We start from the raw sequence: 22,380 nt of genomic DNA, 5'->3' as shown, positions 1-22,380 counted from the left end.
CCGGGCAAGACACGTCCGGCGTTCACCAATATGCGGGACGAGTTCGGGCGGGTGTTGTCTTATGCGATGCCAAGATCGTCTGACGCCAAGGCCGGGTCCATCACGCCGATGATTTGAAGCAGGAATTCACCATTTTCGGCGTCCAGAGCGGCGGCGTGGAATTGATCGATTGCGGCAGCGGCCGCGTCGAGGCTGGCTTGGCTTCCGTCGAACAAAGACATGACCTCTCTGGCGTTTGCAACGTCTGACATGCCGCGATGGACGGCGAAGGTTGCGCCGATCTCGGTTTTGGCCGACAGGTAGTCACGATCAGCCTGCTGTTGAACGATGAACTCTTGCGATGCATCCGGACCGGCCGTGGCTTTGGTGCCGTTCAGAACTTCGAGAATAAACTGATCCCGCGTCACAGAGCCCCGGTCCAAGGCACTGACCCAAAAGTCAAAACCCGCCTGATCGGGGGTCCGTCCCAGCACGTTGTCATACACAACCGTGGCAAATGCCGCATTATTAATGTCCGCCGGATAGGCCTCGCGTGTTTCGTCCTGGGTCATAAACAGGCGCGCCATATCGGACAGGGTTGTGCCATCGGCAAAGGACGTCCCCCAAAAGCCCAGACCAACCGCATCCGGGGCGCGGTCGAAATAGGCGATATAGAGTTCGATAAATGCACTTAGCTCTGCCTCGGTTAGCCCTGCGGTGCCGCCAAACTGGGACAGGTTGAACACCGATCTGTCATCGCCCGAACCAAACTCAAGAAACTCGATCTCGGACAGGGTGTCCTGGCCTGCGCCGGTTGCTGTTCTGTCGGTGACGGTTATTCCATCAGCGCGCAGCGATACCGTGTGGGCAGATTGCGGGGCGTCATATTGGCTGGTGTCATTACCAGCGCCGCCCAGAATGACATCATTCCCGCCACCGCCCTTAAAGCTGTCATTGCCGCGCCCCCCCTCCAGCCTGTTGACCGCGTCATTGCCAATCAGCCCATCCCCAAACTGCGACCCTATGGCGTTTTCGATCTCGCCTGTCAGCCAGACAAATTCGGTCGGGACAATGTCCGTCAGGGCGTCGCGATACTCGGACAGTTTGGTCGCAAAACCGACCTGCGTGTCCACTTCCGTGCTGGGCTGCCCGTCCGGCAAAATCACCTGCCATGCTTCTGACATGGCTGACATGTCAATCGTATCGGTGCCACTGGCATCGGCAATTGCATAATAATACTCTTGGTTTTCAAGGCGATGCACCGTGTCGCCTGCATTGATCGTCGGATTCGGCCCGTACATGTATTGCAGCGCAAGAATATCAAGCAGCATCGGCGTGGCCGGGTCCCATTTCTCTTCTTGCAACTCGAACTGATCCGAATAGGACATGATTGAGATCCAGTCTGTCTCAAGCAGATTATCAAGATTTGCGTCCGCAAATGCCGGAAACCCGAACGCGGTTTCAAACGGATGCTTGAGGCCAAGCGCGTGGCCGATCTCGTGCAGAACTGTCAGATAACCTTCCGAGCCAGGCCTGAAGCTGGAGTCCGCAATTGTCGGATGTTCCAGGTTGAGAAAAACGTCCCCCGGCTCGGCTGCATAGAGCTCAAAGGGCGTGCCCGGTTCGGCCGGATAATAGGCAAATGCCAGCGTGTCGGAAAAGGCATCCGATTCAAGCGTATAGGTGATATCCGATCCGGCCGCGCCTGCTGCGATTGGGTCATCAAACGCGCCGATGTAATTGAACGTAACGTCGATAAACGGCTCGAATGCGGCAAGGGCGTCACCGAAATAATCAATTGCAAAAGCCCGATCCGGAAAGGTTTCGCCATTCAACCCATCCGCAATTGCCCATGACAGAACGGTGGATTGTTCCAAATCCCATGCAGCCCCGCCCAAAACGACGTCGATTACAGTGCTTGTCGATGGACCAAAGAAAAAACCGGTTTGAAAGGCCATGGGTCCTCCGGGATACAAGTGCGGCACCTCAGGACCTGCCGGTCCACCGGTCGCGCCTGACTGTGGGTGTGGTAAGGTCGTTCCAGCGCGATCCTAACCACCCGTCCGGCAAAGTAAACCGCGATATGACCCGCCACAGGCCGCACAATCGGCAGGTTCACGCCATCCAGAAGCCGTTCTTTTTGATCTTCTGTCGAATGGGCTGTTCGCGGGTTGGCAGGTGATCCCGGTCGAACAATGCACGCACCTTGTGGCCGCGGTTTTGATAGATCATCCGCTTGAACGGTTCATAGCCTTTGAGGATCTTCTTGACTGGATTGGGTGCCGCGATTTTTTCCAGAAACGCGATAGTATCATCGCTTTCCCGGGCATAAAGAAGCGGCATATTGCGGTAATGGACAGAGGTTTTGCCATCAATATATCCGGGCGGCACCGTATCGCGGCCGCCGCCAAGTTTGTGAATGACAAGCGGCAAAGCGATCTGGTCAAGCCATGGTTTCAATTGCTGACAGACCAATTCGGCAGGAGGATCGGACTGGATCGACAGTGCCATGTCGAGAAAGGTTTGACCGAACACATGCGGGCATTTGTAGAAAAAGAAGCCCGCATTAAAATAAAGATACCGCCGCCAATGCTCATCCGGCTGGGACAAATCCAGCGAGCTTTCGAAATCCAGATCAAAGCGCGTGTAAAGCGATTTCCAGGTATCGGAATATCCGGGCCCGTATAATTCAATCTGCGGCCAGGTGCCTTCGACGCGCAAGGACGCCGACGGTTTTGAATAATCAAACGGAACCTTCGCCAAGTCATCAGTGATCAGCGTGTCGGTGTCGAAGAACAAAAAAGGTTCATCCTTGGGCAAGGCAAACAACGCTTCGATCTTGTTTCCATAGGGATAGTCACTGCCGAAATGCCGGGTTTCAAAAGGAAGAATGGTGGCCCCTTGTGCGACCAGCATATCTTTCAGAACATCGGGACGAATGGTCGGGTCAGTGGTCCACCGATCAGAGGGCTGAGGTTCGCCAACGAAAAGCTTGAACCGCGTGCCGCCGGTGCTTGCCTTAAGAGAAAGCGCAAAAAGCAGGGCCTCGTAGGCCAGACGCCCCATTTGCCCAATAATCAGAACATTGACGGTGTGATCCTTGGTTTTGGCCTGTGCCATGAAGCCCCTTCTCGAACATGCGCATTTTTTCGAATGTATATGGCGCGCCGGGGGCTTCGCAAAGGTGTGAAATCAAGGCGTCGCGATCTCGTAGACAAGTGTGACACCTGCGCGTATTTCCGTCTCTCCCTGGGCTACGGGCACGCCCGCATCAGACGCGCGCGCCATGCTGAACATCTCGGGGCGCGGAGTGCGTGCGCCGGTTTCGCTCAGACTGACCAAAGCACCCAATTCAACCCCGGCGGCCTGGGCGAACAATTCAGCCCGCGCCCGCGCATCCGCCACCGCCCTGATCCGTGCATCATTCAGCACCGGTTCGGGATCAGACAGGGTGAAACTCAACCCGCCCAATTGGTTAGCACCATCCGTCAGGACGGCATCAAGGACCGCTCCCAGATCATCTAGATTCCGAATGCGCACGGTGACACGGTTGGACGCGGAATAGGCGCGGATGCGCGGCTGATCTGTTCCAGAGGCGCGGTTGTCCCAGACAGGTCGCAATGACAGATCAGAGGTCTGGACGTCCCGTGGCGCGATGTCGAACTGTGTCAGATTCTCAAGAATCGCACCCGTGACTTGCGAGGTCTTGTCCATCGCGACCTTGGCCGTCTTGTCCTCTGCGGATGCCCCGATGGTGATCACAGCCATATCCGGAGCTGCCGAAACGCGTCCCTCCCCGGTGACGGTGATCTGGCCCACGCTATCGGCTGACGCCGCTGTCACCATAAAAACGGCGCTTATAACGGCTAATATGCTTTTAACTGTGTTCATTGTACCCTCGTGCCTGATTTGAATTTGGCGCAGAGTCCATGGCCGATGCGTGCCTGACAAGCCCCGAACGGACGCTGCGCAAAAGCCCGCTGTAAAGCCTAAAAGACCTGTCTAAGTGACTCCCATCCCGCTCAAAGGACTGTTAAAATAAAGTATGACGCCAGACTTTGCCCTGACCCTTTCCTTCGATGGTATTTCATTGCTGCGCCGCGTGTCCAGCGGATGGACACTCATTGGTGACGTCGCCCTGGACGCCACCGACCTGCGAAGCGCCCTCGCCGATCTGCGCACCGAAGCCGACGCCGTGTCGCCCCATGGCGGACAGGTAAAGCTGGTTCTTCCCAATGAGCAGATCAAATATCTGCGCTTTCCGGAAACCGGTTTGACCGGCGATGCGCTGCAACAGGACATTCGCCGCGCGCTGGACGGTGCCACGCCATATGCGGTTGATGATCTGACATTTGACTGGACGGTGTCTGACGGCACCGTTTTTGTGGCCGCAGTGGCCAATGAAACCCTAGACGAGGCCGAGGCCTTTGCCAAAAGCCATCATTTTGAACCGGTGTGCTTTACCGCAATCGCCGAAAAAGGCAATTTTGAAGGTGAAGTCTTTTTCGGACCCACAGCCAGCTGGGACGGCGATGCCCCCGTAAAAGACAGCGCCGCGATTGTCATCGTGCCGCCAGAAGCAAGCGACGACACCGTTTCTGACGATACGACAGACCCCGCCGATGAACCCGAGGACCGGTCCCCGCCACCATCATCCGAGGTTCAGGACAGTGATACATCGCAGGACCGGGACGAACATGAGGATATAGGCCTCACCCCCGGTGCCGCCGATCCATCACAAACGGACAGCGGCACATCCGACAGGCCGCTTGTCCTCCCCTCCCCTCCACCTGCCGTGTCTTTCGCGTCGATCCGCGCGTCACGAACGGATGATGCAGCCCCCCCCGGGCCCGCGATCCCGCTGAAAGCTGACACCGACGCCCCCGCGCCGCGTTTCAAATTGGGTGGGGCGCGCAAATCTGCCCGTGACACCGATGTCACCGCTCCGGGTCTGCAGGTCGAACCAGCAGATGACCCGCAGCAGCGCAAAGGCGTCGGCATGTTCAGCCGCCGGACAAAAGACGCCAACAGCAAACCGCCCAAGCCGGACAGCGTTGCACCACCCGCGCCGAAAATGCCACCGCCCACGCCGCCCGAGGTCAAAACACCCCATGATCCCGGCCCGGCCCGCGCTGCCGTGGCCCGCATTGCCGCAATGCGCGCCAACCGGTCCGGCGCAAAAACCGCTGATGAACCGGCAAACATCCCGGATGAACGCCAGCGACTGACCGTTTTCGGTGCCCGAACCGAACCGCAGATCGGAGGCAAACCCCGCTTTCTGGGCCTGATGCTGACCAGCGCCTTGCTGATCTTTCTTTTGGCGGTTGCGGCCTGGGCGACGGTGTTTGTCGATGAAGGCATTTCCCGTTTCTTTGACCGGGATGACACGCCGTCGATTGCGCGATTGCCGGATGTTGAATTGCAACCGATTGACGGGTCGGTAACCGCACCGCCGGATGAGGCAGATGTTGACGTGGCCGCGCTGGACACCGGTGATGGCGATGCACCCGACGCAAGTGGCCTGTCCGATGTTTTGCCACCGCCTGCTGCACTTACCCCCCAAGAGGCAGCAGCGCGCTATGCGGCGACCGGCATCTGGCAAAAGTCACCAGATGCCCCGGCCCCGCCATCCCTGACCTCGCTTGATGATCTTTATGTGGCGTCAATCGACGGCAGCGTCCAACAATTCGATGCAGTCGCTCTGCCCAGTGCCACGATGCTGCGCAACGATGAAACATACCTGTCCCTGTCCAATCCACCGCCCCCCGGATCACGCTATGATCTGGACCCGCGCGGTCTGGTGGTTGCAACACCAGAAGGGGCGCTGAACCCCGAAGGTGTGCGCATCTTTGCGGGTTTGCCCCCGGCTTTGCCGCCCGCCAGACCAGCTGCCCCCGAGGTCATACCTGAACCAGATCAAGACACTGCCGAAGCCGCTGTTGCCTCACCGCTGCAAGACGTCAGGCCGCGCATCCGCCCGCAAGGTCTGGTCGAAAACAATGAACGCGCCACATTGGCTGGCAACACCCGCGCCGAGCTTGCCGCGTTCCGCCCCGTTCTGCGCCCGGCCACCTTGAAAGCGGCCGAGGAAAACGCACAGCCCGAAGCGACCCAATTTGCCGTCGCACAATCGGTTCAACCGGTCACACGGCCCAGAAATTTCTCTCGGATCGTGGCCCGCGCGCGTGAAGTCCAGCAAACGCAAAGAGCCGAAGTCACCCAAGTCGCCGCAGTTGCGCCACGCACGGTCCAGCCCCGGATTCCATCCTCGGCCAGCGTGGCCCGGCAAGCGACAGTCACGAATGCAATCAATCTGCGTCGGATCAACCTGATCGGCGTCTATGGCAAGCCCTCAAATCGGCGGGCGCTGGTTCGGCTGTCCAATGGCCGTTACCAGAAAGTGGCGGTCGGAGATCGGCTTGACGGCGGTCGGGTCGCGGCTATTGGTGCCAGCGAACTGCGCTACACCAAAAACGGGCGCAACGTTGTTCTGGATATGCCGGACGGCTGACGGTCAACGCGGGTCTGCGGTCCATACGCTGTGATAAAACCGGGAATACCGCGATTATTTACGCCGTTTCAGCACCGCTTGGTTGCAATTCCCTCACCGCCACCTGCATCCTGCTCACAGAGCAAAAGGCAATGTGATTATGGGCGAATTTCTGTTTCTGGCATCGGTGTTCCTGCTTGCGGCGGTGATTGCTGTTCCTATCGCCGCGCGATTGGGTCTTGGCTCGGTGCTGGGCTATCTGCTTGCCGGTGTCGCGATCGGACCCGGGCTTGGTCTTGTGGCCGACACAACCGATTTGCAGCATTTTGCGGAATTCGGCGTTGTCATGATGCTGTTTATCATTGGCCTCGAACTTGAACCGCGCGCTCTTTGGGACATGCGGCACCGGCTGATCGGATTGGGCGGGCTGCAGATCGGCATCACCATGCTGGCGGTTATGGTTGCGGCGATGATGATGGGGCTTGTCTGGCAGGTTTCACTGGCAATCGGCATGATTTTCGCTCTGTCCTCCACCGCCATCGTTTTGCAAACGCTCAGCGAAAAGGGCTTGATGCAAACCGGCGGCGGGCGATCCGCATTTTCGGTTTTGCTGACCCAGGACATCGCGGTCATTCCGATGTTGGTGTTCCTGCCGCTGCTGGCAGTGACACCGGGGCCGACACTGACCTCTGATGGGTCGATCCAGCGCAATTTGGAAGACCATGGGGCCGACGCCCACGGGCACACGATGTCGTTGGTCGAAGGACTGCCCGGTTGGGGCGTCACATTGGTGACACTGGGGGCTGTGGCCTTGATCATCCTGGGCGGAATATACGGCGCGCGCCCGCTTTTCCGCTATATCCATGCCGCCCGTCTGCGCGAAATGTATACCGCGCTGGCTCTGCTGATTGTGATCGGCATTGCCTTTCTGATGACAGCGGTCGGGTTGTCACCTGCGCTTGGCACTTTTCTGGCGGGGGTGGTGCTTGCCAATAGCGAATTCCGTCACGAACTGGAATCGGACATCGAACCTTTCAAGGGATTGTTGCTGGGCCTGTTCTTTATCACCGTGGGAGCAGGCATCGACTTTAACCTGCTGTTTTCCGAACCGGTGATCATTCTGGGCCTCGCTTTGGGTGTGATGCTGCTCAAAGGTGTTATCCTGTTCGTACTGGGCCGGGCATTTCAATTGCGGGGACGTGATCAATGGCTGTTCACACTCGGGCTGGCACAGGCCGGAGAATTCGGCTTCGTGCTGATTTCCTTTTCGCTACAGCAATCCATCCTGCCCCCAGAAATGGCGGACCGACTGCTGCTGATTGTGGCCTTGTCGATGTTGATTACACCCTTGGCGTTTATTTTGTATGAAATTCTGTCCAAACGGATCACAGACGGCACCGAAGACCCTGAACATGACCAGATCGACGATCAGGGCACCGTGATCATCGCCGGAATTGGCCGATTTGGTCAAATCGTGAACCGCCTTGTTCAATCGGTCGGGGCTAAAACCATCGTCATCGACAACAATCTAAAAACCATCCAGCTGATGCGTCGCTACGGATACAAGGGATTTTTCGGCGATCCGCTGCGCCCTGATCTTTTGCACGCCGCCGGGATCGAAAAAGCCCGCGTTTTGATGGTGGCTCTGGACGATCCTGTGGCGGCCGAAAAGCTGGTGCATTACGCGCGCCGCGTCCGTCCAGACATTCACATTGTGGCCCGATCCCGTGACCGGACGCACACGTACCGGCTTTATCAGGCCGGTGCGAATGACATTGTGCGCGAACTGTTCGACAGTTCGTTGCGCGCCGGACGGTACGTGCTTGAGAATGTCGGCCTTAGCGATTTTGAAGCGTCAGAGGCCGAACGTCTGTTCTATCATCACGACAGATACGCCGTGCGGGAACTGGCCAATCTGTGGGACCCGGACGTGCCGTCGGTGCAGAACGAAGCCTATATTGAACGCGCGAAAGAGCTTGATAAAGAACTGGAAACATCCCTGCTGGCCACGCTTGAGGCCAATACCAACGACGCCGCATAAAAAAACGGCCCCAAGCGGAGCCGTTTTTGACATTATTCAGACTGGATCAGGCGGCAGCGGGCGCGCGCGACAGCAAAACGTCACCGACCTGCTTGGCCGCTGCCAGCTCGTCTCCACCAGAGGTCGCGGCAACCTCGCGCGTCAAGCGCTCCAGCGCGGCTTCGTACAGCTGGCGCTCTGAATAGCTTTGCTCGCGCTGGTCATCAGCGCGGTGCAGGTCGCGCACCACCTCGGCAATCGCAATCAGATCGCCCGAGTTGATTTTCTGTTCATATTCCTGTGCCCGGCGTGACCACATGGCCCGCTTCACCTTGGCCTTGCCCTTGAGCGTTTTCATCGCCTGATTGACAACATCAGGAGAGCTGAGTGAGCGCATCCCGATTTCCGTCGCCTTGTGTGTCGGCACCCGCAACGTCATTTTGTCCTTCTCGAAAGAGATGACAAACAACTCAAGATTGATCCCGGCAATCTCCTGCTCTTCGATAGAGACGATCTGACCTACCCCATGGGCGGGATAAACCACATATTCATTCGGGCGAAACTCTGTTTTCTTTGACTTGGTCATTCGGAACCTTTCCTGGCGTGAACCTGCGAGATCGCAAACAAAAATGACGCTCGGAAGCAAAGCTTCCGGACGTTTGTTGCCGATACTCAGAATTAGCTTGCGTCAGCTATCCTGCCCCTAACAGCGGGGCGATGTCTCATATGTGTCGTTTGCATTGCGCAAAGCATACCACGAATCGCCGGTTTGCGGTAGGGCTCAGATTCCTGCGCATTTCCCAACAAATTCAGACATCTACGCGCCACATCCTTGGCTGATCCGTTTGCGGCGCGAATCATCAACCGCCTTCGCCGGGCGCTTCGGAGAAGTATTTCTCAAGCTTGCCGCTCTCTCCGTCCCGCTCTTCAGCGTCAGGCAGCGGGTCTTTCTTGGTGATGATCACCGGCCACATTTCGGAATACTTGCGATTGAATTCCACCCACTTGTCCATATCCGGTTCGGTATCGGGACGGATGGCATCGGCAGGGCATTCCGGCTCGCACACACCGCAGTCGATACATTCGTCCGGGTGGATCACCAGCATGTTCTCGCCTTCGTAGAAGCAGTCAACCGGGCACACTTCAACGCAGTCGGTGTATTTACAGGCAATACAGGCGTCATTAACAATGTATGTCATGTCAGGCTTCCGTTACACGTTCACCCGCTAGCTAAGCCAGAGTTTAGACTCATTCAAGCAGATCAGACCCGGTTTGTTGCAGAGCGCGACGATCTTTCTTTGTCGGACGCCCTTTTCCTTCAAAACGAGGCACTTGCGGCACTGTATCCCGCAATTTGGGAGGATCAAGATCTTCGTACAGCGCCTGTGCCTCGGGCGCAGGGCCGCGCCGTTCACCAAGGGCAATCAACTTGATCACCCGCACCTCTTTGGCTTGCGGAAAGGTCAGCACATCCCCCGCGGCCACCCCATAGGCCGGTTTGGCAATCGGTTGCCCATTGACCCGTAATTTACCCGCCGACACCACTTTGGCCGCCAGACTGCGTGTCTTGAAAAACCGCGCGTGCCACAGCCATTTGTCCACGCGCAGTTTCTGCGTCGCGTCGGTCAAGTCAGTCCTTGCCTTTCAGCCCCATCAAAGCTGCTGCAAAAGGATTGTCCGGGTCGATCTGCTTTTCCTTGCGCGGTGGCTTGGCTGCAAAGGTCTTTGGGCCTACATCCCGTGGTTTGCCTTTGCCTTTCGGTTTGCCTTTGCCGCGTGGGCGGTCGCCGCCTTGGGGCTTTTTGCCGTCGCGCCGTGCGGCACCACCATCGCGGGGGCCCTGGCGGTTCGGGCGGGTGCCGCGCCAGGTGAAGGTGTAAAAGACTTCGGTTTCGGGGCCCGCCACATCCGCGTCCGGCGCTGCGCCTGGATCAATCTCGGTTTCGGAATTGACGTCGACACCGCCTTCGGCGGGGGCTTCGACCGGTGTTTCCGCGACAGGTGCAACACCTGTGTCGGCCACCTGCGCGGGCTCTTCAGAGACCGGGTCGGCCACCGCGCCGGGTGCGCCGTCGTGCGCGGCATCCATCACCGGCGTGTCCTCGACCGGCACCGCCCCGTCCGTGGCGGCGTCCTGATCCTTGGCGACAGCGGCATCCGCTCCGGGGATAACCGCATCGACCGGACGGACCTTTTCGCGTTCGGCCTTTTCGGCCTTATAGCCCAGCCCGCCCATCAGATCGGCAAATTGTTCAAGCGTGAGCCCGGTGATCGACAGCATGTCCGGATTGGCTTCAAAGCCCTTGCGACTGTCCTGCGCCCGCAGCAGATCGGCCAGCCGTTCCAGCATGTCGATGCGAATGGCCCGATCCCCGGCGGCACGATAACCTGACACCATATGATGCTCGGCAGGTGTGCCGGGTGTGTTCGGGACCGTGACCAGCCCCGGAGGCGGCGATTCGGGGAACACATCCAGATTCTTGGCGAGGCTCCACAACACCAGACGCAAACGCGTCGGGGCCGGTTTCAAAAGCAGCGGCATGAAGATGGTGAACTGACCAAACCGGATACCATGCTTGCGCAGCATCCCGCGCGCCTCTTGATCCAGCGCTTTGACATCATCGGCCACGTCAGCACGCGGCAAAATGCCCATCGCCTCGACCATGCGAAAGGCAAAGCCACGGGCCAGGCCGGTCAGGGTTTCGTCATTTTGCAGGTTCAGCAACGGCTCGAACAGCGCGGCAATCTTGCGGTCAATGAAATGCTGCAAGCGGCGTTCGACCTTTTGGGCCACGTCCACTCCGGCCTCATCATCGACAAAGGCCACAACACGCGGCTTGAGCGGATCATCGCCTGCGGTCAGCTTGCCCACCGCCTGATTGCCCCACATGAGGCCACCTTGTTCGGTGAAATCAATTTCGGTATCGGGCGCGTTATAGAACCGATCGGCACGCAAATGGAAATGCGGGGCCAATGCCTGCAACGATGCTGTTTTCAGCGTCTTGGCTTCCTGTCCGGTCGCGTCCTTGTCCTGACGGAACCTAAACCCTTCAAGTCGCCCGACAAATTCGCCTTCGACGGTGACTTCACCTTTATCATTCACTTCGGCCAAGAGGGCCTCCTTCTGTTTCAACCGCCGCAGCAGCACGGATGTGCGCCGGTCGACAAATCGTTGTGTCAGACGCTCGTGCAAGGCGTCGGATAATCGGTCTTCTACAGCGCGCGTCAGACCGCGCCAATGGCTTTCGTCATGCACCCAGCCTTTGCGTTGCGCCACATAGGTCCATGTGCGGATATACGCCAATCGTTTGGACAGCGTGTCAATGTCGCCATCTGTCCTATCTATGCGATTGACCTGTCGCGCCAGAAAATCATCCGGGATCGTGCCTTTTTGGTGCAGATGCCCGAAGATAACGTCCAACAGCCCCGCATGTTCCGCATGACTGATGCCCCGGAAGTCTGGAATACGGCACACATCCCACAAAAGCTGCACCGAACGCGGATCAGAGGCGCGGGCGACGACCTCGGCCACCTGGCTTAGCGCCTTGAGCGCTTGCAGATCATCCGCTTCGCGCGCCTTGACCAGACGGTCATCCTGTGGAGCCACTTCGAGCGACGCAATCAGCGCATCAATACTGCCAAAGCGCAGATCTGCGCTGCGCCAGTTGAGCTTTTTCAACGGGGTAAACCGGTGATTGGTGATCGCGTCAGCCACGTCATCGGGCAGCGGGCTGGCCTCTCCGGTGACCCCAAATGTGCCGTTCGACATGCCCCGACCGGCCCGGCCCGCGATTTGCGCAAGTTCATTTGGCATCAAAGGCCGCATCCGCCGCCCGTCAAATTTGGTCAACGACGAAAACGCCACATGTTTGATATCGAGGTTCAACCCCATCCCGATAGCGTCGGTGGCGACAAGGTAATCCACCTCTCCGTTCTGGTAGAGGTCCACCTGCGCATTCCGCGTCCGGGGGCTGAGCGCACCCATGACAACAGCCGCCCCGCCCTTCTGGCGGCGCAACAATTCGGCAATCGCATAGACGTTCTCGACCGAAAAGCCGACAATCGCCGTGCGGGGCTGCAAGCGGCTGATCTTTTTCGATCCGGTATAGGTCAGCTGGCTCATCCGCTCGCGGCGGACAAACTCAACCCCATCCACCAGTTCCGCGATAGGCCCGCGCATGGTGTCTGAGCCCATGAACAAGGTCTCATGCAGCCCGCGCATCCGTAACAACCGGTCGGTAAACACATGCCCCCGCTCGGGGTCGGCACAGACCTGAATTTCATCAATACCGACAAAATCGCAGCCCATCCCCTCGGGCATGGCCTCAACCGTACAGACCCAGTATTGCGCACGCGGCGGCACGATCCGTTCTTCACCAGTGACCAGCGCCACCACCGATGGCCCGCGAATTGCGACAATCTTGTCATACACTTCGCGCGCCAAAAGCCGCAACGGAAGGCCAATCATGCCGGTGCGATAGCCCAGCATCCGTTCAATGGCGTAGTGGGTTTTGCCTGTGTTGGTCGGGCCAAGAATGGCCGCAACCCGCGCGTGTCCGGCCATGTTGCCTGCCTTTTACCGCTTCGTTCCAGCGCAGATGCTGCAGATGTTACAGGCGTGTGCCCGTCACCTCGCGTTCCAACCGCTCAATCGCCTCGATGACATCAGAGTCGTGCGGACGCAAGGTCAGTACCCGCGAATAGGCATCATAAGCAAGCGCAGGCTTGTCCAGGTGCTCAAGGATGGCCCCCAAGCCACGCAGTGCCCCGAAATGATGCGGGTTAAGCGCCAGCGTGCGCTCAAGCGCATCGGCGGCAGGGCCGAACATCTCGGCGCGGTAATAGGTCAGCGCCAAGGCATGCCAGCCTTCGGCAAAATCCGGGGCATGGTCAGTCAGCGCAGTCAGATGGTCCATCGCAGCCTCGTTATCGTCGACCGCCATCGCGTCCTTGCCACGCTTGAGCAACAGATCCATCGCAGCCGAGCCGGATTTCTCCCATTCCTGGCGCACCTGACGTTCAAGCCGGTCCGCCGCCTGCTCTGACTCGGATTGCGCCAGATCCCGCATCAGGGTTTCCAGCGGATCGTCCTGTGCGACAACAGGCACCGCAGCAACACCCGAGACCAAAAGAAATGCCGCAACGGCAGATTTGTATTTGCGCATGGAGCACCTCATAACTTGAGCTAAGTCTAGCGTGTGGCTGGCACAAAGCCAGTCCCACCTTTCAATGCGCGATCACAAAGGAGACAGGCGTATGAGCGATGTTGTGGCACAGGCGGTGACCGCCCTGAATGAAAAACTGGGTGGCAACGGGATTGACGGCACCGCGCAGTTCAACATCGAAGGCGAAGGCAGCATGATCGTCGACAGCGAAGGTGCGCGCGAAGGCGAAGGCGATGCCGACGTGACCTTCACCGCCGATGCGGACACCTATCGTGAAATCTTTGACGGCTCGCTCAATCCGACCTCGGCCTTTATGTCGGGCCGGCTGACCATTGACGGCGATATGGGTATGGCGATGAAACTGGCGTCAACGCTGGCCTGATGGCCGACCCAGCACCGTACCGGGCGGATCTGGCCGAAGGGCCACAGACCCAGGCCCACTGGCTGCGCACCTCGGACGGGGTGCGTATTCGCGTGGGGCATGCCCCCGGCAGCCAGGCCAAGGGCACGGTCTTTATTCTGCCAGGGCGCACCGAATATATCGAAAAATACGGCCACACCGCCGATGATTTTACCGGGGCCGGATTTGACGTTTTGACCATTGATTGGCGCAATCAGGGCATGGCAGACCGCCTGAGCCCCGATCCGATGGTGGGTCATGTTGACCGGTTTCAGGATTTCCAGAAAGACTGGGCCGCGATGCGCGCCTTTGCCCTGCAAAAAGCGCTCCCGAAACCGTGGTTCATGCTGGCGCATTCAATGGGGGGCTGTATCGGGCTGCGCGCGCTTGTTCAGGGTGCTGATATGACTGCCGTCGTTTTCACCGGGCCGATGTGGGGCATCATGATGGCCCCATATTTACGCCCGGCGGCATGGGTGTTGCCACGGGTCATGGGGCTTTTTGGTCAGGGCCACCGCCTTGCCCCCGGCACGGCACGGGAAAGCTACCTGACCAGCGCCCCGTTCAAGGACAACCTACTGACCACCGATCCCGGGATGTTTGCCTATATGCGTCGCCATGTCGAAGCCGAACCCAGGTTCGGGCTAGGCGGCCCCTCTTACAGCTGGTTGCAATCGGCTTTGACCGAATGCGGCGCGCTTGCCAACAAACCCGCCCCGGCCATTCCGGCCTTGTGCTTTGTGGGCGCAAATGAACGCATCGTCGACACACAGGCCATCCGCGACCGCATGACCCGCTGGTCGGGGGGAAAACTGCTTTTGGTGGACGGGGCAGAACACGAAGTGCTCATGGAAGCCGCCAATACCCGCCGTCAGGTCACAGGGTCGGCCATTTCGCTGTTTTCGGGGCTGGCGTGACACCACTTGCGGGCGTCAGGTCTTTGATCGCGGCTTGGAATGATCGGTTCCCACGGTTGGCTCCCATGCGCCGTCAAGATGCGATGCTTCGTGATCGCCGGGCCAGGGCGGCATTGTAATGCAAATGAATGTCAAAGGCATATTGCCGATATTCCGATACTGAAACGCGGTTCCAACAGGGATGTCGATCGAACGCCCGGGAACAAGGCGTGTGACGCGTTCTGCATCACCCTCTCGCCGCCAGATCTCTCCTTCGCCTTCCAGAACATACCAAAACTCGCTGACCGTGGCATGACGCGTCGCTTTGTTGATCTGTCCAGGCGGAACGGTGCTGTGAATCATATTTCCCGTCGGTCCGTCCATGATGAACCGAATATCGGCACCAGCAGGCGATGTTGCATCAGCAGCTGGCGGAAGCGATGTTTCTTTCATACGTCGTCCTTTTTTGGCCCTCAGACCTCAAATCTTGCCGATTTCATGCACGCCGCGCGCCTCTGCCGTGGCCCCTGCCCGCATCCAGGAATGTTCGGACGAGATGAAAAAGCAGCTCATCCCGTATTTTGACCAATCCTGCGCTTTCTGCGCGTTGGCCACCCACGACACATACGCCTTGCCCGCCGCGGTTGCCGCGCGTCCAACCCGCTCCATCGCATTGAACAGGTCGTCCGATGTCTGATTGTCGTGCCCATACCCGACCGACAGGTCGACAGGCCCCAAAAAAAGCGCATCAATCCCGTCCGTTGCTGCGATGTCGTCACAGGCGTCGACCCCTTCAGGTTCCTCGATCTGGGCCATCACAACGGTCTCTTCGACCGATTTTTTCAGCAAATCCGGCATCGAGTGAGTGGCATAGCCAGCCCATCGCGTCGATCCCGCATAGCCACGCCCACCGCGCCCGAACCGTGCTGAGCGTGCAACATGAGCCGCCTTTTCCGCGCTGTCCACATGCGGCACCACAACCCCAACCGCCCCACAATCGAGGGCTTGCAGGATTTCCCGCGCAGAGCTGTCGGCAACCCGGATCAGCACGGGAAAATCAAGCGCCCGCCCCATGGCACAGCAGGCATCAATCGCGCTGCGATCAAATGGCGCGTGCTCGGCGTCCAAACAGACAAAATCCAGTTCAGACTGCGCCAGAATTTCGATCAACTGATATGCGGGCGTTTTAAGAAAAGTGCCGGCCAATGGCAGGCGAGACAATAGACGTTGGCGAAATCCGTCGATTTGCATGGCAAACTCCGTCTGGTCGGGTCGCCATGGTCAGGCGATTAGGGACAGTTTTCGCCACACTACGCCCCGGATCGCGCTTGGCAACCCTCTGGAGATGCGATGTGCAGGCCCTATACTGACACATATGACCCACCAAGTTCTCAGTTTCACCGACCGCGGCATTTATTGCGCGGCAGGTGATTTCTTTATTGATCCATGGCGGCCGGTTGACCGCGCACTTATCACCCATGGCCACGCCGACCACGCGCGCCCCGGGCATCGCCGCTACCTGTGCACCGATGCCTGCGCGCCGGTGATGCGGCACAGATTGGGCGATATCCGTGTCGAAACCGTTAAATTCGGTGAGGCGCGTAAAATTGGCGAAGCTTTGGTGTCGTTCCATCCCGCAGGTCACCTGCCCGGCTCTGCCCAGATCAGGGTCGAGGTCAAGGGCGAGGTCTGGGTCGCATCGGGCGACTACAAAGTGGTGCCCGACGGCATTTCAGAGCCGTTCGAGCCGGTCCCATGCCACAGCTTCATCACCGAATGCACCTTTGGGTTGCCGGTCTTCAAATGGGACGAACAGAAGAACGTGGCCGCGTCGCTGAACCAATGGTGGGCGACCAATGCGCGCGACGGCAAAGCGTCCATCCTCGGGGCCTACTCGCTGGGCAAGGCACAGCGCCTGCTGTCGATGGTCGACGCAGACATCGGCCCCATCCTGACCCACGGCGCGGTGGAAAACACCAACGCGGTGCTGCGCGCCCAAGGCTACAGCCTGCCTGACACGATCCACGTCACCGCGGACCTGAACGTCAAGGACCACCCCGGCGCGTTGGTCATCGCGCCGCCCTCGGCATTGGGCTCGGCCTGGTCGCGCAAATTCGGCCCATCCTCCACGGCCTTCGCCTCGGGCTGGATGCGCTTGCGCGGTGTCCGCCGCCGCCGGGCCGCGGATCGGGGCTTTGTCATCTCAGACCACGCGGATTGGCCCGGTTTGATGCAGGCGATTGAACAGACCGGCGCTGAAAACATATATGCTACGCATGGTTACACGGATATCTTTGCCCGATGGCTGAACACACAAGGCTACAACGCGCAGGTGGTGCCAACCGAATTCGGTGGCGAGGACGATGAGGCGGAAGAAGCCGCATGAAAGACTTTGCCGCCCTGTTTACCACGGTCGATCAGACCACCAAAACGACGCTTAAAACCAATGCCCTTGCGGATTTCTTTGCCCGCGCCAGCGACGACGATAAGCTGTGGACCATCGCCCTCTTCTCGGGCCGTCGCCCCAAGCGTGCTGTCACCACAACCCAACTGCGCGAATGGGCGGCCGAGGTGGGCGGCGTTCCCCTTTGGCTACTGGAAGAAAGTTATCCCATCGTTGGCGATCTGGCCGAAACCATCGCGCTGATCCTGCCGCCACCCTGCCGGGAAAGCGACCTGCCGCTGACCCATTGGATCACCGAGCTGAAATCGCTCGCGGCGCGCGACATTGACCAACGCAAGGCGCGTATTCTTGACGCGTGGGATCAGCTCGACCCAACGGAACGCTTCCTGTTCAACAAACTGATCACCGGCGGGTTTCGCATTGGCGTCAGCCAGAAACTGATGACCCGCGCCTTGGCCAAGGCGACGGGGCAAGAGGAGGCCAGCCTCGCACATAGGCTCATGGGGGGCTGGACTCCCGAAACAACGACCTATCACGACTTGATCGAGGCCGAAGACGCCGCCGCAGACGACAGCCGCCCATACCCGTTCTACCTTGCCTACCAACTGGAAGATGGCCCCGAAAGCCTTGGCGCGCCCGAGGATTGGCAAGCGGAGTGGAAATGGGACGGCATCCGTGGCCAAGTGATCCTGCGGGGTGGCACGCACCACGTCTGGTCCCGCGGCGAAGAGTTGATGACCGACCGCTTCCCCGAATTCGCCCGCCTGCGGGATTTTTTACCAGATGGTATCGTTTTGGATGGAGAGATCGTCGCCTGGGACGGCACACAGCCTTTCCCCTTCAACACGCTGCAAGCCCGGATCGGGCGCAAGACGGTGCCCAAGAAGCTGTTGAAAGAAGCGCCAGTAATCCTCCTCGCCTATGATCTGTTGGAAGAAAATGGCAAAGACCTGCGCGATCTGCCCCTGCAAGACCGCCGCGCGCGGATGGATGCTTTGCTTAACGATCTGCCCGCAGACGCCCCCATCCGCCCAGCGCCGCCGCTTACTTTCGACAGTTGGGACACCCTTGCCAACATCCGCGCCACCGCCCGCGACGCGCGCGCCGAAGGGCTTATGCTCAAACGCAAGGACAGCCCGTACCTTGCAGGCCGCAAGAAGGGTGATTGGTGGAAATGGAAGCTCGACCCGCTCACGGTCGACGCCGTAATGATCTATGCCCAGCAAGGCCACGGGCGGCGCGCAAACCTGTTCACCGATTTCACCTTTGCGGTCTGGAACGGCAACGATCTGGTGCCGTTTACCAAAGCTTATTCCGGCCTGACGGACGAGGAGTTTCGCAAGATCACTGCCTGGGTGCGCAAGAACACGCAGCGGCGCTTTGGACCCGTGCGGCAGGTCACGCCGCATCATGTGTTCGAGATCGCGTTTGAAGGTATCCACGCCTCTCCCCGGCACAAATCCGGCATCGCGCTGCGGTTTCCGCGTATGTCCCGCTGGCGGCACGACAAACCGCTGCAAGAGGCGAACACGCTTGATCACCTCAAGGTGCTGCTGGAAACCTATGGCTGACCGCTTTGCCCCTTGAACCTTCGGGGCGCACAGCACAGGTTCAGGGATAACAAAAGAACAGGAGACGACCCATGCTGCGCACCCCTTCCCCGACCTATGATGCAAACGCCCAAAGCGGGGGAAAGGACCTTGGCAACCTGCCGGAATGGGACCTGACAGATCTTTACCCCTCCGACGACGCCGCCGAATTGAAGCGCGATCTGGATTGGCTGGAAGAGGCCTGCCGCAGCTTTGCCGCCGATTACGAAGGCAAGCTGGCCGATCTGGATGCCGACGGCTTTCTGACCGCCATCCACCGCCACGAAAAGATCGAAAACATCGCGGGCCGCATCATGTCCTATGCGGGCCTGCGCTACTACCAGCTGACCACGGACGCCGAGCGCGCCAAGTTCATGTCAGACCATCAGGAGAAGATCACGATCTACACCACGCCTCTGGTCTTCTTCACGCTCGAACTGAACCGGATCGAGGATGCAAAGATCGACGCGCTGTTCGACGAGAACGCCGATCTGGCCCGCTACAAACCCGCCATCCGCCGCATCCGCGCGATGAAGCCCTATCAGCTGTCCGACGAGATGGAGAAATTCCTGCACGATCTGGGCGTTGTCGGCGACGCGTGGGAACGGCTGTTCGATGAAACCATCGCAGGGCTGGAATTCGAGGTGGACGGAGAGCCGCTCAACATCGAAGGCACGTTGAACCTGCTGACTGAACAGGACCGCAGCAAACGTGAAGCGGCAGCGAAAGAGCTGGCTGCTGTCTTTGCCGAAAACATCAAGATTTTCGCCCGCGTCCACAACACCCAAGCCAAGGAAAAAGAGATCATGGACCGCTGGCGCGGCATGCCCAGCGCACAGACCGGGCGGCATCTGTCGAACGATGTGGAACCCGAGGTTGTCGAAGCCCTGCGCGACGCCGTGGTCGCCGCCTACCCCAAGCTGAGCCACCGCTACTACGAGCTCAAGCGCAAGTGGCTGGGCCTTGACGTGATGCAGGTCTGGGACCGCAACGCGCCCCTGCCGATGGAAAGCACGAAGATCGTCAACTGGGACGAGGCGACCGAGACGGTCATGTCCGCCTACAACGCCTTCGATCCACGAATGGCCGAGATCGCCAAGCCCTTTTTCACCGATGGTTGGATCGACGCCGCCGTGAAACCCGGCAAGGCCCCTGGCGCCTTCGCGCATCCCACCGTCACAACGGTGCACCCCTACGTGATGCTCAACTATCTGGGCAAGCCGCGCGATGTGATGACACTGGCACACGAGCTGGGCCACGGCGTGCATCAGGTTCTGGCCGCCGAACAGGGCGAAATGCTGGCTTCCACGCCCTTGACCCTTGCTGAAACGGCATCAGTGTTCGGGGAAATGCTGACCTTCCGCCGGATGCTCGACAACGCGAAGGACGATGCCGAAAAGAAAGTCCTGCTGGCGGGCAAGGTCGAGGATATGATCAACACCGTCGTCCGCCAGATCGCGTTCTACGATTTCGAATGCAAACTCCACGCCGCGCGCCGGACGGGCGAACTCACGCCCGACGACATCAACGCGCTGTGGATGTCGGTGCAGGCCGAATCCCTTGGACCGGCGTTTGAATTCATGGACGGGTACGAGACGTTCTGGGCCTACATCCCGCATTTCGTGCACTCGCCCTTCTACGTCTACGCCTACGCCTTTGGCGATGGCCTCGTGAACGCGCTTTATGCCGTCTACGAAGAAAACCCTGATGGCTTTCAGGACAAGTATTTCGACATGCTGAAAGCGGGCGGATCAAAGCACCACAAAGACCTGCTTGCGCCCTTCGGCCTTGATGCCAGCGATCCCAAGTTCTGGGACAAGGGGCTAAGCATGATCTCGGGCTTTATCGACGAATTGGAAGCCATGGAACGCTAAGCGCGCCTGTCCCCGTGGGATGCCTCCGGCGGGGATATTTTTAGCAAGAAGAAAGCCGTCAACGCAATATTAACCAAGCTGTGCAACGATTGTGGCGCGGTACAGGCGGGGACGCCGATGGCCGTGCAAGGAGAAGGTTTCACCTTCCAGGGGATGTTCGGGAAACCGGCATCCCTTTCTTCTTGCTGAAAATATCCATGTCCGAAGTGTGCCAGTCTGAGACACGTCAAAGCAGCCGAAAACTGGTTTGTACCAGACAGGGGCGATGCCTGGTTTGGGGGGCAAATCCTCAGACAATGCGAACGCGCATCATTTCAACTGGCTGTCTTTCGATCCACGCCGGTTGATCCCGCCCCGCGCCTGATAGGCCGTGTCGCGTTCCTGTTGGCAGTCGATGCACAGCTTCACCCCCGGCAGCGCAAGGCGGCGTTTTTCCGGGATCGGTTCTTCACATTCCGCACAATGGGTCAGGCTTTCCCCGACCAGCCTTTTTTGTGATTTCAGACGCGCCAATTCATCGTTGATGGAAGCATCGATCTGTTCTTGAACAGCGCCGTCACGCGCCCATCCGCCCGCCATGGTCCTTCATCCTTGCCAGTTGCTTTGGTCATATATGGGATATGGCAGGCAATCTGCCAAGACATGGGCAAATTGCAAAAGTTGCGAGACTTTCCAGAACCTATGGTCTTTTCCTAAGCCCGCCGCCCGCTACATCGTGCGGAAAGGAGAGTTCACATGCGCAGCCTTCTGGCCTTGGTATTTCTGTGTGCAGCAAGCATCACACAGGCGGCATCCGCCAATTTCACCTTTCCGTCGATAGATGGCGGCGACATATCCTTGTCAGACTGGCGCGGACAGCCAGTGCTGGTGGTCAACACGGCGTCGCGCTGCGGCTACACCCGTCAGTATGATGGGCTTCAGGCGCTGTATGAAACCTATAGGGATGCGGGCCTTGTTGTGCTGGCCGTACCCTCCAATGATTTTCGTCAAGAGTTGGGGTCGAATGAAGACGTCAAGGAATTCTGCGAGGTGAATTTCGGCCTGGAGTTCCCAATGACTACAATCACCCCCATTCTTGGCGACACCGCGCATCCGTTTTACAAATGGGTCAAAGACGAGGTAGGGTTCCAGCCGGGTTGGAATTTTAACAAAATTCTCATCGCCCCCGATGGACGCGTGGCCGCGACATTCGGGGCGAACGCGCGCCCCATGTCGCGACCCATAACCTCGGCGGTCACAGCGTTTTTGGATTAGGATTTCTGCAAGTAAGACCAGATCTCGTCATTGAGCGCGCTGCGCTGTTTGCGCAAGTCCGTTTCGGCCAGTGACTCCATCGGTTCGACATTGGTTTCAGCGCGGTGCACTCTGCGATTCACCTCGTGATACGTGTCGAACAATTTGGCGAAATGTGCGTCCGACTGCTTGAGATTGCTCATTTTTTCCACATGTTCGGGGAATTCTTCTGCCAGCTCGTGGGGTGTATGCGACATGGCGCGCCTTGCTCCTGTAATTGTTCGGACCAAGACTGACAGAGACGGCCGATCCGCACTTTGACGCGGATCA

20 protein-coding genes are annotated in these 22,380 nt (G+C 58.9%); 8 read left to right on the top strand and 12 right to left on the bottom strand.

The annotated features are described in order from the left end of the window. Window positions 1-59: 59 nt before the first annotated feature. The 3 genes from ACG74X_RS05945 to ACG74X_RS05935 form a co-directional block, all read right to left on the bottom strand. Window positions 60-1,937 (bottom strand): DUF4214 domain-containing protein, encoded by a 1,878-nt coding sequence (locus tag ACG74X_RS05945; protein ID WP_411233232.1) that lies wholly within the window; start codon window positions 1,935-1,937, stop codon window positions 60-62. Between the two features lie 157 nt (window positions 1,938-2,094). Further along, entirely contained in the window at window positions 2,095-3,099 is a 1,005-nt protein-coding gene (locus ACG74X_RS05940; RefSeq protein ID WP_411233231.1) for a hypothetical protein, read from the bottom strand. Between the two features lie 72 nt (window positions 3,100-3,171). Next, on the bottom strand, window positions 3,172-3,825 hold the full coding sequence (locus tag ACG74X_RS05935; protein ID WP_411233230.1) for an SIMPL domain-containing protein: 654 nt from the start codon (window positions 3,823-3,825) through the stop codon (window positions 3,172-3,174). Between the two features lie 199 nt (window positions 3,826-4,024). On the opposite strand from ACG74X_RS05935, the gene ACG74X_RS05930 reads away from it, so the two are divergent. Together ACG74X_RS05930 and ACG74X_RS05925 are read left to right on the top strand one after the other, a co-directional pair. Then, window positions 4,025-6,490 carry a hypothetical protein gene (locus ACG74X_RS05930; protein ID WP_411233229.1) on the top strand — a complete coding sequence of 822 codons (2,466 nt, stop codon included), beginning with the start codon at window positions 4,025-4,027 and terminating at the stop codon, window positions 6,488-6,490. A 139-nt stretch (window positions 6,491-6,629) separates the two neighbouring features. Then, window positions 6,630-8,510 (top strand): monovalent cation:proton antiporter-2 (CPA2) family protein, encoded by a 1,881-nt coding sequence (locus ACG74X_RS05925; protein ID WP_411233228.1) that lies wholly within the window; start codon window positions 6,630-6,632, stop codon window positions 8,508-8,510. A gap of 46 nt (window positions 8,511-8,556) precedes the next feature. On the opposite strand, the gene ACG74X_RS05920 is transcribed toward ACG74X_RS05925, so the two are convergent. From ACG74X_RS05920 to ACG74X_RS05900, 5 genes are all read right to left on the bottom strand, one after another. Continuing rightward, complete coding sequence (locus ACG74X_RS05920; protein WP_411233227.1) at window positions 8,557-9,075, bottom strand: CarD family transcriptional regulator; 519 nt, start codon at window positions 9,073-9,075, stop codon at window positions 8,557-8,559. Window positions 9,076-9,349: 274 nt separating this feature from the next. Next, window positions 9,350-9,688 carry a ferredoxin FdxA gene (fdxA, locus tag ACG74X_RS05915; protein WP_411233226.1) on the bottom strand — a complete coding sequence of 113 codons (339 nt, stop codon included), beginning with the start codon at window positions 9,686-9,688 and terminating at the stop codon, window positions 9,350-9,352. 49 nt (window positions 9,689-9,737) lie between these two features. After that, window positions 9,738-10,118: an RNA-binding S4 domain-containing protein gene (locus ACG74X_RS05910; RefSeq protein WP_411233225.1), complete on the bottom strand. Its 381-nt coding sequence runs from the start codon at window positions 10,116-10,118 to the stop codon at window positions 9,738-9,740. Between the two features lies 1 nt (window position 10,119). Then, window positions 10,120-13,053 (bottom strand): helicase-related protein, encoded by a 2,934-nt coding sequence (locus tag ACG74X_RS05905; RefSeq protein ID WP_411233224.1) that lies wholly within the window; start codon window positions 13,051-13,053, stop codon window positions 10,120-10,122. 46 nt (window positions 13,054-13,099) lie between these two features. Beyond that, the gene (locus ACG74X_RS05900; RefSeq protein ID WP_411233223.1) at window positions 13,100-13,654 is read right to left on the bottom strand and encodes a hypothetical protein; all 555 of its coding nucleotides are present in this window, start codon (window positions 13,652-13,654) and stop codon (window positions 13,100-13,102) included. A gap of 91 nt (window positions 13,655-13,745) precedes the next feature. Between ACG74X_RS05900 and ACG74X_RS05895 the strand changes: the two genes are divergently transcribed. Together ACG74X_RS05895 and ACG74X_RS05890 are read left to right on the top strand one after the other, a co-directional pair. Next, entirely contained in the window at window positions 13,746-14,036 is a 291-nt protein-coding gene (locus ACG74X_RS05895) for an SCP2 sterol-binding domain-containing protein (RefSeq protein ID WP_411233222.1), read from the top strand. Further along, window positions 14,036-14,971 carry an alpha/beta fold hydrolase gene (locus ACG74X_RS05890; RefSeq protein ID WP_411233221.1) on the top strand — a complete coding sequence of 312 codons (936 nt, stop codon included), beginning with the start codon at window positions 14,036-14,038 and terminating at the stop codon, window positions 14,969-14,971. The genes ACG74X_RS05895 and ACG74X_RS05890 overlap by 1 nt, the downstream gene beginning before the upstream one ends. 15 nt (window positions 14,972-14,986) lie before the next feature. On the opposite strand, the gene ACG74X_RS05885 is transcribed toward ACG74X_RS05890, so the two are convergent. Beyond that, a complete protein-coding gene (locus ACG74X_RS05885; RefSeq protein ID WP_411233220.1) occupies window positions 14,987-15,403 on the bottom strand; it encodes a cupin domain-containing protein in 417 nt (138 codons plus the stop codon). Between the two features lie 27 nt (window positions 15,404-15,430). Further along, window positions 15,431-16,201 carry an HpcH/HpaI aldolase family protein gene (locus ACG74X_RS05880; RefSeq protein WP_411233219.1) on the bottom strand — a complete coding sequence of 257 codons (771 nt, stop codon included), beginning with the start codon at window positions 16,199-16,201 and terminating at the stop codon, window positions 15,431-15,433. Window positions 16,202-16,325: 124 nt separating this feature from the next. On the opposite strand from ACG74X_RS05880, the gene ACG74X_RS05875 reads away from it, so the two are divergent. The 3 genes from ACG74X_RS05875 to ACG74X_RS05865 all read left to right on the top strand — a co-directional run bounded on the left by ACG74X_RS05875 (window position 16,326) and on the right by ACG74X_RS05865 (window position 20,817). After that, the gene (locus ACG74X_RS05875; protein ID WP_411233218.1) at window positions 16,326-17,336 is read left to right on the top strand and encodes a ligase-associated DNA damage response exonuclease; all 1,011 of its coding nucleotides are present in this window, start codon (window positions 16,326-16,328) and stop codon (window positions 17,334-17,336) included. After that, window positions 17,333-18,925: an ATP-dependent DNA ligase gene (locus ACG74X_RS05870; RefSeq protein ID WP_411233217.1), complete on the top strand. Its 1,593-nt coding sequence runs from the start codon at window positions 17,333-17,335 to the stop codon at window positions 18,923-18,925. The genes ACG74X_RS05875 and ACG74X_RS05870 overlap by 4 nt, the downstream gene beginning before the upstream one ends. 71 nt (window positions 18,926-18,996) lie before the next feature. Beyond that, a complete protein-coding gene (locus ACG74X_RS05865) occupies window positions 18,997-20,817 on the top strand; it encodes a M3 family oligoendopeptidase (RefSeq protein ID WP_411233216.1) in 1,821 nt (606 codons plus the stop codon). A gap of 309 nt (window positions 20,818-21,126) precedes the next feature. On the opposite strand, the gene ACG74X_RS05860 is transcribed toward ACG74X_RS05865, so the two are convergent. Beyond that, complete coding sequence (locus ACG74X_RS05860; protein ID WP_411233215.1) at window positions 21,127-21,396, bottom strand: DksA/TraR family C4-type zinc finger protein; 270 nt, start codon at window positions 21,394-21,396, stop codon at window positions 21,127-21,129. Between the two features lie 156 nt (window positions 21,397-21,552). Here ACG74X_RS05860 and ACG74X_RS05855 point away from each other — a divergent pair, with 156 nt between their 5' ends. After that, window positions 21,553-22,071, top strand: coding sequence for a glutathione peroxidase (locus tag ACG74X_RS05855; protein WP_411233214.1), 519 nt, complete (start codon window positions 21,553-21,555; stop codon window positions 22,069-22,071). Here ACG74X_RS05855 and ACG74X_RS05850 read toward each other — a convergent pair. Continuing rightward, the gene (locus tag ACG74X_RS05850) at window positions 22,068-22,307 is read right to left on the bottom strand and encodes a YdcH family protein (protein WP_411233213.1); all 240 of its coding nucleotides are present in this window, start codon (window positions 22,305-22,307) and stop codon (window positions 22,068-22,070) included. The two genes, ACG74X_RS05855 and ACG74X_RS05850, sit on opposite strands and share 4 nt — an antisense overlap. Window positions 22,308-22,380: the final 73 nt, after the last annotated feature.

This window comes from Marivita sp. S0852, from assembly GCF_046591575.1.
Taxonomy (GTDB): Bacteria; Pseudomonadota; Alphaproteobacteria; order Rhodobacterales; family Rhodobacteraceae; genus Marivita.
This window is presented reverse-complemented; position numbering and strand designations above follow the sequence as displayed.